Raw genomic sequence first — 13,034 nt, 5'->3', positions numbered from 1 at the left:
CACCATCTTCGAAGATCGGAGACATGTGTCTGCACCGTGGCAGGTTTCACGCGATTCGCTTCCGAAGACATCGCGACTGCTCATCGAGCGCGCGCATGAGGAGATGCTGGCCGGGAACCTCGACGACCGGCGGCTGCAGGAAGTGCGTCCGCTGGTCCGCGAGTCATGGGAGCGGTCGTGGCGCGGGAGGGTCGGGCCCGAGGGCGTCCCGCCGCTCGACCTGCTCAGCGACGAGCTCGACGAGTATCGGCGCGCGCACCCGCTGGCGTCGGCGATGGACATGATCCGCGCCCTGCTGCTGCCCGACACCGACGAGGACTCCGGCGTCATCATCGCGGTCGGCGACAAGGCCGGCCGCCTGCTGTGGATCGAGGGCGACCGGCAGCTGCGGTCGCTCACCGACGACATGGGCTTCGTGGCGGGGGCGAACTGGTCGGAGGATGCCGTCGGCACGAGCGCCCCGGGAACCGCGCTCACCCTCGGGCATTCCGTGCAGATCCGCGGCGCCGAGCACTACAACCGCCTCGTGCACCCGTGGTCGTGCACGGCCGCCCCCGTGCACGATCCGGAGACGCGGCGCGTGCTCGGGGTCATCGACATCACCGGCGGGCCGGAGGTGGTGACGACCCAGGCGCGACTGCTCGTCGATGCGACCGCACGGGCCGTCGAATCGGAGCTGATGGTGTCGCGGCTGCGGGAGCGCAGCGAGGCACCGCGCCCCCGGCCGACACCGACGAAGGCCCGACCTCTGAAGACCGCACGGGCGACCCTGCATGTGCTGGGCAGAGACCGCGCGCGACTGGAGACCGAATCCGCGCACGACGAGTCGATGATCGAGCTCAGCGCGCGGCACGCCGCCATCCTGCTCATGCTCGCCGTGCATCGCCAGGGCCTCTCCGCCGAACGGCTCTGCGAACTGGTCTACGGGCCGGGCGTGTCTCCCGACACCCTGCGGCCCGAGATGGTGCGCCTGCGCAAGGTGTTGGAACGGACCGCCCCGGATCTCGTGCCGGAGTCCCGTCCGTACCGGCTGCCGGTGGCGCTCGAGACCGATGCGCACGACGTGCTCTCGCTGCTCGACCGCGGGGCGCACCGCGTGGCTCTGACGGCGTACCGCGGTCCGGTGCTGCCGGAATCGACCTCGCCCGGCGTCGAGGAGTTCCGCGAGTCGGTGCGCGGCGCGATCCGCGAGGTCATGCTCTCCGAGGCGAGCCTCGACGTGCTGCTCGCCTACGCCGAGATCCCCGAAGGACAGGGCGATGCCGAGGCGCTGCGACTCGCGCTCGAGATGCTCCCCGCGCGGTCGCCGAAGCGCGCCGCCCTGGTCGCGCGGATCGAGCGACTCGACCGCAGCTGACGTCGCAGATTCGAACGCGGCTCACTCCTCGTCGAGCACTTGGCGGAGCTTCGCGGCGAAGGCCTCGGGCTGGCCGACATAGCCGAACTCGCCGCCCATGAAGCCGCCGTGGTGACTGGGGAAGACCGTCGCCTCCTGGCCGAGCTGCTCCGCGAGGGCGATCGCGGTGCGACCGGTGTAGACCCGCAGCGACTCCTCGCCGACGGCGACGGCGACCCGGGTGGGAGAGGCCTTCAGCGCTTCGAGGTCCGGCTCGTAGAGGCAGACCGCCCACGACCGGTCGGACAGCAGCGGGTCGTCCCTCGTGCCGTCGTCGTCGGTCGGCATCCCGAACGCCGCGGGGTCGGGCGCCGGCTGGGCGAAGTACTCGTCCGTCACCTCCCCCTCCCACGCGGTCATGCCGATGAAGGCCGCCATCCCGGCGCCCCAGCCCTTGTCCTGGTAAACCTGCGTGTAGGCCGCGCGGGCGCGCTGCACGGCTTCGGCATCGGGCAGCACGCTGTCGATCGGCGGCTCGTGGGCGACCACGGTGACCACGTCGTGCGGATGCGCGGTGACCAGCGCGAGCGCCGTCACCGCTCCACCGCTGCTGCCGAACAGATCCACCGGCCCGGCGCCGAGCGCCTCGATGAGGGCGTGGAGGTCTTCCGCCTGCGTCTGCGGCTCGTTCGTCACTCCGCCGTCTTTGCGGATGCTGCGGCCCAGGCCCCGCGGGTCGTAGGTGATCACGGTCCGATCCTCGAACAGCCGCACCTGGTCGCGGAACCCGCTGGCATCCATCGGCTGGCCGATCATGAGCAGCGGAGGACGACCGTCCGCCGTCGGCAGCGGCCCGTGGACGTCGTAGACGAGGTCGACATCCGGCAGTTCGAGCGTGTGCTGGGGCATGGACGGCCTCCTCCATCGCGGGCGATATGCCTGGATGCTATGCCGGGCGGCAGCGATGCACCAGACCCCGATCGATCCTCTGCAACCCCTCGCAACGTTGCGCACCCGGGTGCAACGTCGCCCGACGTACGTTCAGGGAAAGCCGCAGAGCACCGACGCCGCGGCCCGTCGAAGGAGTCACGATGACCATCGTCGAAGAAGACGTGTCCACTGCCTACGCGGCCCCTGGCCAGCCCGGCGCCCTTGCGAACTACCGCGCCCGTTACGGCCACTACATCGGCGGCGAGTTCGTCGACCCGGTCAAGGGCCAGTACTTCGAGAACGTCAGCCCGGTCAACGGCAAGCCGTTCACCGAGGTCGGCCGCGGCACGAGTGAAGACATCGACCGCGCGGTCGACGTCGCCTGGAAGGCGTTCGCGAGCTGGGGCAAGACGAGTCCGGCGGAGCGCTCCGTCATCCTCAACAGGATCGCCGATCGCATCGAGCAGAACCTCGAGATCATCGCCGTCGCCGAGACGTGGGAGAACGGCAAGCCGGTGCGCGAGACCCTCGCCGCCGACATCCCGCTCGCGGTCGATCACTTCCGCTACTTCGCCGGAGTCCTCCGGGCACAGGAGGGCGGCATCAGCCAGCTCGACGAGAACACCGTCGCCTACCACTTCCACGAGCCCCTCGGTGTGGTCGGCCAGATCATCCCGTGGAACTTCCCGATCCTCATGGCGGTGTGGAAGCTCGCACCCGCGCTCGCCGCGGGCAACTGCGTCGTCATCAAGCCGGCCGAGCAGACCCCGGCATCGCTGCTGTTCCTGTTCGACATCATCGGCGACCTGCTGCCGGCCGGAGTCGTGAACATCGTCAACGGCTTCGGCATCGAGGCGGGCGCTCCGCTCGCGCAGCACAAGCGCATCCGCAAGGTCGCCTTCACGGGTGAGACCACCACCGGACGCCTGATCATGCAGTACGCGTCGCAGAACCTCATCCCGGTGACGCTCGAGCTCGGAGGCAAGAGCCCCAACGTGTTCTTCGAGGACGTCGCCCGCGACACCGCCGACCCGTTCTACGACAAGGCTCTCGAGGGCTTCACGATGTTCGCGCTGAACCAGGGCGAGGTCTGCACCTGCCCGTCGCGCGCGCTGATCCAGCGCTCCATCTACGACGGCTTCCTCGCCGACGGCCTGGAGCGCGTCAAGAAGGTCGTGCAGGGCAACCCGCTCGATCCCGCCACGATGATCGGCGCGCAGGCGTCGAACGACCAGCTGGAGAAGATCCTCAGCTACATCGACATCGGAAAGCAGGGCGGCGCGAAGCTGCTCGTCGGTGGCGAACGTGTTGATCTCGGCGGAGACCTCAGCGAGGGCTACTACGTCGAGCCGACCGTGTTCGAGGGCACGAACGACATGCGCATCTTCCAGGAGGAGATCTTCGGACCCGTGCTGTCGGTCACCTCGTTCGACGGCTTCGACGACGCGATCTCGATCGCGAACGACACCCTCTACGGCTTGGGCGCCGGGGTCTGGAGCCGCAGCGGCGACACCGCGTACCGCGCCGGTCGCGCGATCGAGGCGGGTCGCGTCTGGACGAACACGTACCACCAGTACCCGGCTCACGCCGCGTTCGGCGGATACAAGCAGTCGGGTGTCGGTCGCGAGAACCACAAGATGATGCTCGACCACTACCAGCAGACGAAGAACCTCCTCGTGTCGTACGCGGAAGGACCGATGGGCTTCTTCTGAGTTCGATCGGTCGTCGAGCGAGCGGGGCGTTTCTTCTCGCCTCGCTCGCTCGGCGGACAGCAGCGAAAGGCAGGACATGGTCACCATCGGCACCTACCAGCGGGTGGACGTGACGGATGCCGCGGCATCCCTCGTCCGTGATCTCACGGTGCAGCACGGCCCGCTCATGTTCCACCAATCCGGCGGATGCTGTGACGGTTCGTCACCCATGTGCTATCCGATCGGCATGTTCATCACGGGCCCGGGCGACGTGCTGCTCGGCAACCTCGATGTGGGGCTCGAGCAGCCGGTCGAGATCTACATGTCCGAGTCGCAGTTCGAGTACTGGAAGTACACGCACCTGACCGTCGACGTCGTCCCGGGCCGTGGTGCCGGTTTCAGCGTCGAGGGCCCGACCGGCATGCGGTTCCTCATCCGGTCGCGGATGCTGAACGACGCGGAGCTGGAGTACTTCGGGCTCAGCCGCGCGGAGTGAGCTCAGCGACGACAGCCGCCCGCAGCCACACGGCGTAGCGCTCGGGCGTCCAGCCGGACTGGGCGACGAGCTGCTGGTAGCTCTCGGGTGAGATCAGGAACGAGATCGCGTCGGCGGCGGCACCCGGGTCGGGCAGATCGCGCGCGATGCCGCGTCGGAGCGCTTCGTCGACGAGGCGGTGCAGATCGGCGCGGCGCCGCTCGAGGATCCCGCGGAGTGCCTCGGCCACGACGGGATCCGAGAGGGCGGCCCCGAGCAGCACCGTCCAGAGCGCATGTCCCCGGGCGTTCGCGGTGGTGATCTGCGTGAGCACGGCATCGAGGAACGCGGCATCCGGCAGGTCGAGCACCCCGGCCGCGACCTCGGTGTCGGTGAGGGTCTCCGCGGCCTCCGACCCGGAGAACGTGACCTCGAACGCCGCGATCAGGAGCTCGGCCTTCGATGCCGTCGTCTTCACGGTCTCCGCCGAGACGCCGGCCTCGCGGGCGATGGCCGCGATCGTGGTCGCCTGATAGCCCTGCGACGCGAACAGGTGGGCGGATGCCGTGATGATCCTGGCCCTGGTCTCCTGCGCCTGACGCGCCCTCAGTTCGGATCGGTAGGCGCGCGGGACGGATTCAGGCATTGACTTTCCTCAGAGGGTGATGAATACTTCAACGGTACATTCAATCTTTGGGGAAAGAAACCGCCATGTCCAGTTATCTCATCACCTGTACGCCGGCCCACGGTCACGTCATGCCGCTGCTGCAGATCGCCCGCCACCTCCTGTCCCGCGGCCACGAGGTGAGCTTTCTCACCAGCATCCGCTACGCCGACCGCGTCGTCGCCACCGGTGCGCGCTTCATCCCGCTGCCGGAGGAGGCCGACGTCGACCTCGACGACGCGGACGGGGCGTTCCCCGAGCGTGTCGGACTGACCGGTCCGGCGGCCCTGCGTTTCGACATGAGCAACCTGTTCGTTCGACCCGGCGCCGCTCAGCTCGCCGCCGTGCGCGCGGAGCTCGCGGAACGGCGGATCGACGCCGTGCTGACCGAGCCGCTGTTCGTGGGAGGCGCACTGCTGCAGCTGCTCCCGGAGCACGAGCGTCCGCCCGTCGTCGTGCTGGGCATCTTCCCGCTCGGCGCGCGGAGCAAGGATGCGGCGCCGTTCGGTCTCGGAGTGACGCCGATGCCCGGTCCGATCGGTCGACTGCGCAACGCGATGCTGCGCACTGTCGCGGAACGGGCCATCTTCGGTGGCATCCAGCGCGAGGCAGACGAGATGGCGCGTCGGGAGACGGGCCGCGACCTCGGCGGCTTCGTGCTCGACTGGGCCGGCCGTGCCGACGCCTACGTGCAGTTCACGGTCCCGGAGTTCGAGTACCCGCGGTCCGATCTTCCGGAGACCGTGCACTTCGCCGGGCCGCTCCCCGCGCCGGCCTCCACGGTCGCGCTGCCCGACTGGTGGGCCGACCTCGACGGCACGCGGCCCGTGATCCACGTGACCCAGGGCACCATCGCCAACTCCGACTTCGGTCAGCTCGTGGAGCCGACGATCACCGCGCTCGCCGCCTCCGGCAGCCTTGTCGTCGTGTCGACCGGCGGCCGGCCGGTCGACACCCTGCCCGCCGATCTGCCGCCGAACGTGCGGGTCGCCGAGTACCTGCCGTACGACCGGCTGCTGCCGCTCGTCGACGTGCTCGTGACCAACGGCGGATACGGCGGCGTGCAGCAGGCGCTGGCCCACGGCGTGCCGATCGTCGTCGCCGGGCAGACCGAGGACAAGGTCGAGGTCGCGGCCCGGATCGGATGGTCGGGTGTCGGCATCAACCTGCGCGCCACGACCGTCGCTCCGACGCAGGTGGGGCGGGCCGTCGAGCGCGTGCTGGCCGACTCCGCGTATCGCACCCACGCCGAGCGGATCGGCGCGGCGATGCGGGAGTCAGACGCCTGGAGCGCCCTCGACGGCGTGCTCGACGAGCTCGCGTCGCGCTGGGCGCTGTCCTGACTCGAAACCGCATCGATGAGGCGGCTCGGGAGGAAGCGCATTCCGGTGCATGGACGCAACCGCTTGCAACGTGCTCCGGTATACCATTCACGTATGCGCCGAGCAGCGTCAGTCCCCAGCTGACCGCGGGCGCGGACGGCGCAAGCCGTCCTGCGGAGGGAGAGTCGATCTTCTTTCGATCCCGAGGGGGGATGGGGTGGGAGTTCGGTCCCCAGCCGACACCCACCCCCACACTCTCTCCGCCTCTGCGCGCGGATCCGTGAGCGGCCTCGACGGCACGCAGGCTCAGTTCAGCCGGCTCCAGATCCAGAACACGACGAAGCCGATCACGACCAGGATCGGCAGCCATGTCGCCCTCCGCCGCAGGCGGCGTCCCTGCGGTGCCACACCCGGCGGGGGAGTGAGCAGCCCGACGGGTGGAGCGAACGGCAGCTGCGCGCTCATCGCCGGAGCGACGGATGCCGTGCCCACGGCATCCGCGTTCTCGGCGAGCAGGCGCTCGTCACGCCACCGCGCCCACTGATCGAACTTGGTCAGCAGCGCGCCCACCGCGCCGAAGAGCCATGCCCAGGTCGCAGGATCCAGCGTCGACACCTTGCGCTGCGTGTACAGGAACAGCCAGTCGTCGACGATCTCGACGTCGAGCTGGGCGGCGTTGTCGATGAACCGCGCCATGATGTCGGGGGTGAAGAGATACAGCGCGTCGCGCTCGTAGCCGGTCGGGCAGTACAGGGTGAAGTACTGGTCGAAGTCGCCCTCGAGGGAGAGGCGCTGCTCCTTCTCGAACGACGCCGGCAGGTTCGAGCCGAAGCCGTTGTTGCCTTTCGCGTCGAGCACGATGTTCGGCAGCGGCACGTCGAGCTTCACGGCCACGTAGCCCCAGCGATAGGTCGTCGAGCTCTTCCCGGACTGCACCGTGTACTGGTAGTTGCCGAACTCCACGAAACGCGGCCGGGTGCCGCGGATCAGATCGGTCGACTGGCGTGCGCGGCCCAGGCTGAAGATCATGCCGGGGAGCGGCGGATCGGCGACCTTCGCCTCGTAGGACATGCCGTTCGCCTGGGCGAAGAGGTTGAGCCGGTAGCGGACCGCCTGCGCGTTGCGCACCCCGAGCCAGATCATCATCACCACCGCGACCACGACCAGCCCGATCAGCACCAGCGGGATGACGGCGATGCCCGGAGAGCCGCTCGCCGACGCCAGACTGAGGATGATCGTCACGAAGAACGGGACCATGATGAGCCCGGCGACGATCACGACGACGATGCCGATGATCGTCGAGGCCGCGACGGTGGTCGCCTGCCGTGCGCGCAACTCGGCCGCGAATGCCCGCACCGCCGCCGCGTCGACGGGGTCGGTCAGCGGCCGGGCGTCGAAGGTGATCGGCGCGGGCCCGGGCGCCGTCATCGGTTCACCAGATCGGCGTCCCAGGTCAGGTCGGTGCCCTCCGGGATCTGCAGGGCCTCGAGACGGTCGTCGGCGCAGATGTCGCGGATGAGGGCTTCCGGTCCCGCCACGATCGTCGAGTCGAAGTCGATCTCCGACACCATCACCCAGGAGCGATCCTCCGGCCAGAGGATGCTGGGGCTCAGAGCCGCCGGCGGGAAGCCGTGCTCCTCCGCGGGCCGGTCCCGCCACGGCACGTGCAGCACCCATTCGGGGTCGGCGAAGACCCGTGGCGCCGCGGAGAACAGCACATGGTCGCGGTCGGGCAGCGAGAGACGCGGACCCTCGGAGATCTCCCGCGAGAGGATACCCTCCTGCCAGGTGGGCTTGCGGAAGACGTTGTTGAACGGATCGTGCGTGCTGCGGTCGAGCATCGCCTGATGGTTCGGATCGTCGGTGGCGGTGAGGAACGCCCGGGACGGCGTCTGGCCGAAGAAGCCGAGCAGGCCACCGTACCCCTCCCAGACAGCCGCGAATCCGGCCTCGGGGGTGCTCGTGTGGGCGACGAGATGCGCGGCGATCGCCGAGAGCAGCCGCGCGCCGAGCTCGCCCTCGATCGGCGCGGTGAACTCGCGACCATCGGGCGAGATGCGGGTGCGCCAGTCGCCGTCAGCAGGAGTGCGGACGATCCGGTTCCACTGCGCGAACGGATGCATCGTGGTGCCGAAGGCCGCGGCGGTCTCGGCCCAGGTCGTGGGGGCGTCGACGAACTGCGCGAGGAGGCGCTGCTGCTCCGCCTCCGGCATCCGCTCCCACTCGGCCGGCGTCGGCACGGGCCGGTCGGGCAGCGATCGGACGATGGCCGGATGGAAGATCCGGGCGTAGGCGGGGAAGCCGTGCGGAACGACCCCGTGCATCGTCGAGGGGGTGCCGTCGAGGCGCTCGCCGAGCCACGCGCCGGAACTCGTGTCTGCGATCCACTGCATGCGACCACGCTACCGGCGATACGGTATGAGGCGTGCGGAAGAGAGTCCAGGGTCTCGGGGGAGACGTCTCATGGTGAATCAGGTTCAGGTCGGTCCCGGCGAGCGCGTCTTCCGCCGGCATCCGCTGCGCGTCTTCGTCGGCGCTCTCGTCCTCGCCGCCGCCTTGTCGGCGGCGGCGCTGTTCATCCTGCCCCAGTTCCTGCCACGGACCATGAACATCTCGACCCGCGGGAGCGTCGTGCTCGTCGTGGCGATCGGGCTGACCATCGCGGTGTTCGTCGGGGCGTTCTGGTTCCGGAACATCCGGGTGGTGGTCCGTCCGGACGATGTGGAGATCGGACGAGCGGGTGCCAGGGAGACGTTCCCTCGCGCGACGACGGCGTTCCGGTCGAGGATCACCGAGCACCGCACCAACGGACTGCCCAGCGGCACCACTCGAGCGCTGGTCGTGTACAGCGGCGACCGCGAGGTCACGATCGAGCTGCCCGGGTTCACGCGGACGACGTTCAACGAGCTGATGGCGCAGCTGAACCCGATCGCACCGCCGCCGGTCGCCGACCCCGTGGAGGCTGCACGAGCACGGGCGCACCTGCCGTCGTCGTTCACCGTCGACGCCACCGGTGAGCGCCGGTTCGCCTCGCGCCTCACGATCGCCGCGGTCGTGCTCTTCGCGGTGACCCTGGCCTTCGGCCTCCTGGCGGCCGTGCCGGGGTTCCTCGACAGCGAGCTCTCCGCTCTCGTGCTGATCGTCCCCATGACCGCGATCGCCGGGATCGGCCTCCTGATCGGCGCCGTGCAGCGGTGGCGCCTCGTGCGCACGATCCCGGCGCAGGTGACGGTGAGCACGCACGGCATCCGTCTCGACGACGTCGACCAGCCGTACGCGCAGCTCACCCGCATCTGGATGACGCCGCCCGCCTACCCGGTCCGCCGGATCCGCTTCGAGCGCGCGGGCGGGAAGCGCACCACGCACCTCCTCGCGTCGACACGCGTCACGATCACCCCCGACTACACCGATCTCCTGCTCGCCGTGCGCGCGCAGACCGCGCACTTCCCCGGACTGCTCTCGCTCGATCTCGAGTGACCGCGGAACCGGCTGTCGCCGGCACGATCAGCCGCGGTCGACCGGGAGGCGGGCCTCGGGACCGACGCCGTTCGACTCGACGTGCATGGATGCGAGGAGTGCGAGCTTCTCCGCGGCATCCGTCCCGGCATCCGGATGGTAGATCACGAGCATCTGCCCCTCGGTCCCGCCGATCGCGAGCTTCTCGCGGTTGAGGCGCAGCTCGCCGACCTGCGGGTGATCGAACGTCATCTCGACGCCCTTGCGCTCGGCGATGTCGTGGCGGGCCCAGAGGCGTGCGAAATGCTCGCTGGCGAGCGAGAGCTCTCCGACGAGCTCCCGGACGCGGGGATCGTCGGTGTCGGCGCCGATCGACTGCCGGAAACCGGCGACGAGCCCCTGCGCCGCGAGCTCCCAGTGCGGGAAGAGATCGCGCTCGTCCGGGTCGAGGAACACGTCGCGCAGGCGATTGCCGCCGACGGCCCACCGCGGGGAGATCGCGGCGGCGAGGCCGTTCGCGGCGAGCACGTCGAAGTACCGGCCCTCGACGAATGCCGGGAACGGGACGGATGCCACGAGCTTGGAGACCCCGATCGGCACCGTCTCCCTGCGCGGGCGCGGCGCGCGGCGGGGTCGTTCGGTCGCCAGGCCGAGCAGGTGCGCTGTCGCCCGTTCGTCGAGTTGCAGCACGCGGGCGATCGACGTCAGCACCTGGGTCGACGGATGCCGGTCGCGACCCTGCTCGAGCCGGAGGTAGTAGTCGGCGCTGATCCCGGAGAGCATCGCGACCTCCTCGCGGCGCAGTCCTGCGACCCTGCGCACACCCAACACGGGGATGCCCACCTGGTCGGGGCTGACGAGCTCGCGCCGGGCGCGCAGGTACTCGCCCAGCAGGTTGGCGTCCGCGGTCATGCCCTCACGATACGCCGGGACCGATCGCGCTTCCTGGTCCTGTCGCCCCCAGGAACGCCGGGGCGCTGGCTGGCACGACGGCGGCCGCGCAGACTCGTTCACGACGGAGCGCACCCGCCCGTCGGAAGGAACGACACCCATGTCTCACAATCGCGTCCTCGTCACCGGAGGCTCCGGCTTCATCGCCGGTCACATCATCGTGCAGCTCCTCGCCGAGGGGCACCTGGTGCGCACCACCATCCGCTCGCTCGATCGCGAAGGGGCGGTGCGCGACGTGCTGCGCGATGCCGGCATGGTCGGCGGCGAGAACCTGGAGTTCGTCGCGGCGGATCTCACGAGCGATGCCGGATGGACGGATGCCGTCGCCGACGTCGACCACGTGCTCCATGTCGCGTCGCCCGTGCAGCCCGGACACGTCGACAACGAGGACGACCTGATCATCCCGGCCCGCGAGGGCGCTCTGCGGGTGCTGCGCGCGGCACGCGACGGCGGCGTGAAGCGGGTCGTGCTCACCTCGGCCTTCCACGCTGTGAGCTGGGGACACCCGCACGACGACCACGTGTTCACGGAGGAGGACTGGACGGTGCTCGACGGCCCGGGAGTCGATGCGTACGGCAAGAGCAAGACCCTCGCGGAGCGCGCCGCATGGGAGTTCGTCGCCGACGAGGGGCAGGGGCTCGAGCTCGTCACGATGCTGCCGGTCGCGGTCATGGGACCCGTCATGGGGAGCGCCGTCTCGGGGTCGAACCACATCGTCCAGTCGATGCTCGGCGGAGCGATGCCGGGACTGCCCCGCATCTTCATCCCGATCGTCGATGTGCGCGACGTCGCCGCCGCGCACATCCTCGCGATGACGGATCCGGATGCCGCCGGACAGCGCTTCCTGCTGTCGAGCGGGCCGGTGATCGAGCTCGGTGAGATCGCGCGGACCATCCGCACCGCCGTCGGGTCGGCGGCGAGCCGTGTGCCGACGCGCACGATTCCGGATGCCGAGGTGCGGGCCGCGGCGGAGTCGAACCCGGCGCTCCGCGCGACCGCGGCCGACCTCGGGTACCGCAAGCAGCTGTCGAGCGAGAAGGCCCGCCATGTGCTGGGGTGGTCGTCCCGCGACCCGCACGAGGCGATCGCGGCGGCGGCGCAGAGCATGGTCGCCAAGGGGCTCATCACGGAGTGACGGCGGCATCCCCCATAATCGAGGGGTGACTGCCACGACGACGATCCCCTCCCTCGACGGCCGCCGATTCCGGATGGTGTCGTCCACGACGTCGGCGGTGCACCCCGATTCACCGAGCGTGTTCGAGTACTTCGAGCGCGACGGCGCGATCTGGGGCGGATACGAGGGCGACACGGTCACGTTCGGCAAGTTCGTCGGCACCCGTACCGGCGACACGATCTGGGTGTCGTTCGTCCATGTCCTCGTGGCCGACGGAACCGTCGTGACCGGAGACGGCGAGAGCGAGCTGGAACTCACCGACGACGGCCGCATCCGCCTGGTCGAGCACTACGAGATGCACGGCCTCCCGCAGCTCAGCGTGTGCGAGGAGATCGCGGACTGAGGTCAGCGCGGCGGCAGCGTATCGCGACCCGGCGATGCCGGCGTCCAGCGCGTCATGCCGAGCGGAACCTCCAGGCTGCGCTCGGGCAGATCCGCGGGGAGCAGGTACGGCCGGCGGATCACCTCGTCGAGCACCACGACGCTGACGACCGTCCGCACCTCGGGCAGCTGGGCGATCACGCCGGTCGAGAACTCGTGCACGCCGCTCACGTCGACCGCGCGGATCAGCAGCATCGCGTCGTGCTCGCCGGTGGTGATCGCGCACCACTCGACGTCGGGCATCTCGAGCACGCGCTCGCGGAACGACGCCCAGGCCTGCGGCAGCACCGTCACGAAGACGAGTGCGCCGATCGAGAGACCGGCCTTGGCCTGATCGACCCTCGCGCTGAACCCCGTGATGACGCCGTCGTGCACGAGCGACTCGACACGCGTGTACGCATTCGCCCTCGAGATGCCCACCTTGTCGGCGAGAGCGGCGATCGAGACACGACCGTTATCGCGGAGCACATCGAGGATTCTGTACGCGATGTCGTCCAGAGGGGCAGCAGTTCGTCCAGTATGCCGCGACTGTTCCGCTTCCTTGCTGGACATATTGCTCCTGACATCCGAGGTTCTGGACAGAGCGTGCCGGTGTGACGCACTGTCGCTGGACACATCGTCGCATATGATGCGAATCTGATCACCGGTCGTCCA

At 69.6% G+C, this 13,034-nt stretch carries 13 protein-coding genes; 7 read left to right on the top strand and 6 right to left on the bottom strand.

Going from position 1 to position 13,034, the window contains the following annotated elements:
• The first annotated feature begins 25 nt into the window (after positions 1 to 25).
• Positions 26 to 1,357: a GAF domain-containing protein gene (locus LC452_RS06300; protein ID WP_374197760.1), complete on the top strand. Its 1,332-nt coding sequence runs from the start codon at positions 26 to 28 to the stop codon at positions 1,355 to 1,357.
• A 21-nt stretch (positions 1,358 to 1,378) separates the two neighbouring features.
• Here the strand turns inward: LC452_RS06300 and LC452_RS06295 are convergent, their stop codons facing one another.
• Positions 1,379 to 2,245 carry an alpha/beta fold hydrolase gene (locus tag LC452_RS06295; RefSeq protein WP_223623331.1) on the bottom strand — a complete coding sequence of 289 codons (867 nt, stop codon included), beginning with the start codon at positions 2,243 to 2,245 and terminating at the stop codon, positions 1,379 to 1,381.
• A 182-nt stretch (positions 2,246 to 2,427) separates the two neighbouring features.
• On the opposite strand from LC452_RS06295, the gene LC452_RS06290 reads away from it, so the two are divergent.
• Positions 2,428 to 3,978: an aldehyde dehydrogenase family protein gene (locus LC452_RS06290; RefSeq protein ID WP_223623329.1), complete on the top strand. Its 1,551-nt coding sequence runs from the start codon at positions 2,428 to 2,430 to the stop codon at positions 3,976 to 3,978.
• 76 nt (positions 3,979 to 4,054) lie between these two features.
• Positions 4,055 to 4,453, top strand: a complete 399-nt coding sequence (locus LC452_RS06285) for a DUF779 domain-containing protein (RefSeq protein ID WP_223623328.1) — start codon at positions 4,055 to 4,057, stop codon at positions 4,451 to 4,453.
• Here the strand turns inward: LC452_RS06285 and LC452_RS06280 are convergent.
• A complete protein-coding gene (locus LC452_RS06280) occupies positions 4,437 to 5,078 on the bottom strand; it encodes a TetR/AcrR family transcriptional regulator (protein WP_223623327.1) in 642 nt (213 codons plus the stop codon). The genes LC452_RS06285 and LC452_RS06280 overlap by 17 nt on opposite strands.
• A 65-nt stretch (positions 5,079 to 5,143) precedes the next feature.
• On the opposite strand from LC452_RS06280, the gene LC452_RS06275 reads away from it, so the two are divergent.
• Positions 5,144 to 6,439 carry a glycosyltransferase gene (locus LC452_RS06275; RefSeq protein ID WP_223623326.1) on the top strand — a complete coding sequence of 432 codons (1,296 nt, stop codon included), beginning with the start codon at positions 5,144 to 5,146 and terminating at the stop codon, positions 6,437 to 6,439.
• A gap of 285 nt (positions 6,440 to 6,724) precedes the next feature.
• On the opposite strand, the gene LC452_RS06270 is transcribed toward LC452_RS06275, so the two are convergent.
• Both LC452_RS06270 and LC452_RS06265 read right to left on the bottom strand, forming a co-directional pair.
• The gene (locus LC452_RS06270; protein ID WP_223623325.1) at positions 6,725 to 7,846 is read right to left on the bottom strand and encodes a DUF3137 domain-containing protein; all 1,122 of its coding nucleotides are present in this window, start codon (positions 7,844 to 7,846) and stop codon (positions 6,725 to 6,727) included.
• Positions 7,843 to 8,811, bottom strand: a complete 969-nt coding sequence (locus LC452_RS06265) for a hypothetical protein (RefSeq protein WP_223623324.1) — start codon at positions 8,809 to 8,811, stop codon at positions 7,843 to 7,845. The genes LC452_RS06270 and LC452_RS06265 overlap by 4 nt, the downstream gene beginning before the upstream one ends.
• A 70-nt stretch (positions 8,812 to 8,881) precedes the next feature.
• On the opposite strand from LC452_RS06265, the gene LC452_RS06260 reads away from it, so the two are divergent.
• Positions 8,882 to 9,895 (top strand): hypothetical protein, encoded by a 1,014-nt coding sequence (locus LC452_RS06260; RefSeq protein ID WP_223623323.1) that lies wholly within the window; start codon positions 8,882 to 8,884, stop codon positions 9,893 to 9,895.
• Positions 9,896 to 9,922: 27 nt separating this feature from the next.
• On the opposite strand, the gene LC452_RS06255 is transcribed toward LC452_RS06260, so the two are convergent.
• The gene (locus LC452_RS06255) at positions 9,923 to 10,786 is read right to left on the bottom strand and encodes a helix-turn-helix domain-containing protein (protein ID WP_223623321.1); all 864 of its coding nucleotides are present in this window, start codon (positions 10,784 to 10,786) and stop codon (positions 9,923 to 9,925) included.
• Positions 10,787 to 10,925: 139 nt separating this feature from the next.
• Between LC452_RS06255 and LC452_RS06250 the strand changes: the two genes are divergently transcribed.
• Both LC452_RS06250 and LC452_RS06245 read left to right on the top strand, forming a co-directional pair.
• Positions 10,926 to 11,960: an aldehyde reductase gene (locus LC452_RS06250; RefSeq protein ID WP_223623319.1), complete on the top strand. Its 1,035-nt coding sequence runs from the start codon at positions 10,926 to 10,928 to the stop codon at positions 11,958 to 11,960.
• 25 nt (positions 11,961 to 11,985) lie between these two features.
• The gene (locus LC452_RS06245) at positions 11,986 to 12,342 is read left to right on the top strand and encodes a hypothetical protein (RefSeq protein WP_223623317.1); all 357 of its coding nucleotides are present in this window, start codon (positions 11,986 to 11,988) and stop codon (positions 12,340 to 12,342) included.
• Positions 12,343 to 12,344: 2 nt separating this feature from the next.
• Here the strand turns inward: LC452_RS06245 and LC452_RS06240 are convergent, their stop codons facing one another.
• Positions 12,345 to 12,932 (bottom strand): Lrp/AsnC family transcriptional regulator, encoded by a 588-nt coding sequence (locus LC452_RS06240; protein ID WP_223623315.1) that lies wholly within the window; start codon positions 12,930 to 12,932, stop codon positions 12,345 to 12,347.
• Positions 12,933 to 13,034: the final 102 nt, after the last annotated feature.

The sequence above is a fragment of the Microbacterium sp. EST19A genome, assembly GCF_019969685.1.
In the GTDB taxonomy this organism is placed as follows: domain Bacteria; phylum Actinomycetota; class Actinomycetes; order Actinomycetales; family Microbacteriaceae; genus Microbacterium.
Note: the sequence above shows the minus strand (reverse complement) of the source record. Positions and strands in the feature narration are given on the sequence as shown.

Bases quoted from the DNA above. Each gene is read 5' to 3' on its own strand.
- LC452_RS06295 (WP_223623331.1), bottom strand. From the start codon at position 2,245: ATGCCCCAGCACACGCTCGAACTGCCGGATGTCGACCTCGTCTACGAC.
- LC452_RS06290 (WP_223623329.1), top strand. From the start codon at position 2,428: ATGACCATCGTCGAAGAAGACGTGTCCACTGCCTACGCGGCCCCTGGC.
- LC452_RS06285 (WP_223623328.1), top strand. From the start codon at position 4,055: ATGGTCACCATCGGCACCTACCAGCGGGTGGACGTGACGGATGCCGCG.
- LC452_RS06280 (WP_223623327.1), bottom strand. From the start codon at position 5,078: ATGCCTGAATCCGTCCCGCGCGCCTACCGATCCGAACTGAGGGCGCGT.
- LC452_RS06275 (WP_223623326.1), top strand. From the start codon at position 5,144: ATGTCCAGTTATCTCATCACCTGTACGCCGGCCCACGGTCACGTCATG.
- LC452_RS06270 (WP_223623325.1), bottom strand. From the start codon at position 7,846: ATGACGGCGCCCGGGCCCGCGCCGATCACCTTCGACGCCCGGCCGCTG.
- LC452_RS06265 (WP_223623324.1), bottom strand. From the start codon at position 8,811: ATGCAGTGGATCGCAGACACGAGTTCCGGCGCGTGGCTCGGCGAGCGC.
- LC452_RS06260 (WP_223623323.1), top strand. From the start codon at position 8,882: ATGGTGAATCAGGTTCAGGTCGGTCCCGGCGAGCGCGTCTTCCGCCGG.
- LC452_RS06255 (WP_223623321.1), bottom strand. From the start codon at position 10,786: ATGACCGCGGACGCCAACCTGCTGGGCGAGTACCTGCGCGCCCGGCGC.
- LC452_RS06250 (WP_223623319.1), top strand. From the start codon at position 10,926: ATGTCTCACAATCGCGTCCTCGTCACCGGAGGCTCCGGCTTCATCGCC.
- LC452_RS06240 (WP_223623315.1), bottom strand. From the start codon at position 12,932: ATGTCCAGCAAGGAAGCGGAACAGTCGCGGCATACTGGACGAACTGCT.